The sequence below is a fragment of the Corallococcus sp. AB030 genome (assembly GCF_003668965.1).
Taxonomy (GTDB): Bacteria; Myxococcota; Myxococcia; order Myxococcales; family Myxococcaceae; genus Corallococcus; species Corallococcus exiguus.
The window spans coordinates 1-1,697 of the sequence record NZ_RAWQ01000435.1; the positions used below are offsets into that span (position 1 = coordinate 1).

Consider the following 1,697-nt stretch of genomic DNA (forward strand, 5'->3'; position numbering starts at 1 on the left):
CCCCGCAGCCCCTCCATCATCCTGGCGCGCAGCATCCCCCGGGACGTCACCGTGGAATGCGTGCGCGGCCTGAGGACGCGGCTCCAGCGGGCCATGAAGGAGGCGGGCAGCCACGTCGTCGCCGTCACCGGGACGAGCCCTGGCGCGGGGACGTCCTTCGTCGCCCTCAACCTGGCGTGGGTGCTGGCGGAGACGGGCAAGCGAGTGCTGCTGGTGGACGCGAACCTGCGCGGCGGCTGGCTGCACCGGTGCTTCCGCGAGGCGCACCTCCCCGGCCTCCACGAGGTGCTGCGGGGCACCGCGACGCTGGACCAGGCCCTGCTCCAGGAGGCCGCGCCCGGCCTGTCGTTCCTGGGCGCGGGCGCGCTTCCTCCGGACCCGGCGGAGCTGTTGGCCAGCGCGGCGTTCGACACGTTCGTGGCGCGCGTGGCGGCCGAGTACGACGTCGTCCTCTTCGACACGCCCTGCATCCTCGCGGTGACGGACGCGGCGCTCGTGGGCCGGCACGCGGGCGTGCGGCTCGCCGTGGTGCGCGCGGCGGCCCAGTCCCTGCGCGAGGTGGCCACCGCGCTGCACCAACTGGAGCAGAGCGGCGTCCCGGCCCAGGGCGTGGTCCTCAACGGCGTGCCGCGCTCCCGGACGGGCCGCGCGGTGAGCGGCGTCTACCAATACGAATACCCATCCGCGAGCTGAAGCCCCACCGGGAGACCGCACCGTGAGCTGGATTCGCTGCACAGGACTGGGCTTCATCGCGGCCCTCTACATGCTCGCGGGCCGCTGGGGCATGCACCGGCTGGCCGCCGCGGAGGTGGAGACGAACCTGTTCCTGGAGCTGCGGCTCTGGATCGTCATCTGCGGAGGGGTGTTCGCCGCGGTGGGGCTCCTGCACCGCGCCCGGCGCGAGGCCCGTCCCGGCGAGTCGCGCTTCGACCCGCCGCTCATCGCGGCCATGCTGGCCTTCCTGGGCTACATGGCCGCCAGCGCCACCTGGTCGCCCGACTTCGACTTCTCGTTGACCAAGGTCTACGACGTCATGCTCGTGGCGGTCATGTGCGTGGGCTTCGCGCTGGCCTGCTTGCGCCAGCCCGCGCCCCGGACGCTGGACACGTTCTGGGCCATCGTCGTGGTGGCCACGGGGCTGCTCGCCATCGCCGGCATCAAGCAATTGCTGGCGGGCGGCGGTGGCGCGCGGCTCGCGGTGATGAACGGCGGGCCCAACATCTTCGCGCGGCTCATGGGGCTCTTGACCATGGGCGCGCTCTACTTCTGGTACTGGCGGGGCCAGACGTGGCTGTGGATTCCGGTGGCCGCCAGCGGCGTCATGCTGACGCTGCTCACGGGCTCGCGCGGCGGGTCCGTCGCCATCATCGCGGGCATCACCACCTGCCTCGTGGTGGGGCGCGTGCCGGTGCGCCGGCTGCTGCTCCTGACGCTGCTGGCGACGGTGGCCATCACCGTGGTGGCCATGTTCTCCCCGCTGGGAGAGGCGCTCAGCAACTCCTTCCAGGAGCGCTTCCTGCGCCTCACCCTCAACTACGAGGTGGGCGCGGGCGGCGCGGGCAGCAGCGAAGGCAAGGTGTACCTGTCCGGGCGGGAGGTCCTCTACGAGCGGGCCATCCAGCTGGGAAAGGACTACCCGGTGGCTGTCCCTTATACACATCTGACGCTGCCGACGATCGCATAAGTGGAGATCTCGG

At 71.8% G+C, this 1,697-nt stretch carries 1 protein-coding gene; it reads left to right on the top strand.

Translation table 11 applies throughout. The annotated features are described in order from the left end of the window. Positions 1 to 693 (top strand): polysaccharide biosynthesis tyrosine autokinase (locus D7Y15_RS43415; RefSeq protein WP_121756211.1); only part of this gene is annotated, 693 nt, incomplete at its 5' end. Positions 694 to 1,697 lie beyond the last annotated feature (1,004 nt).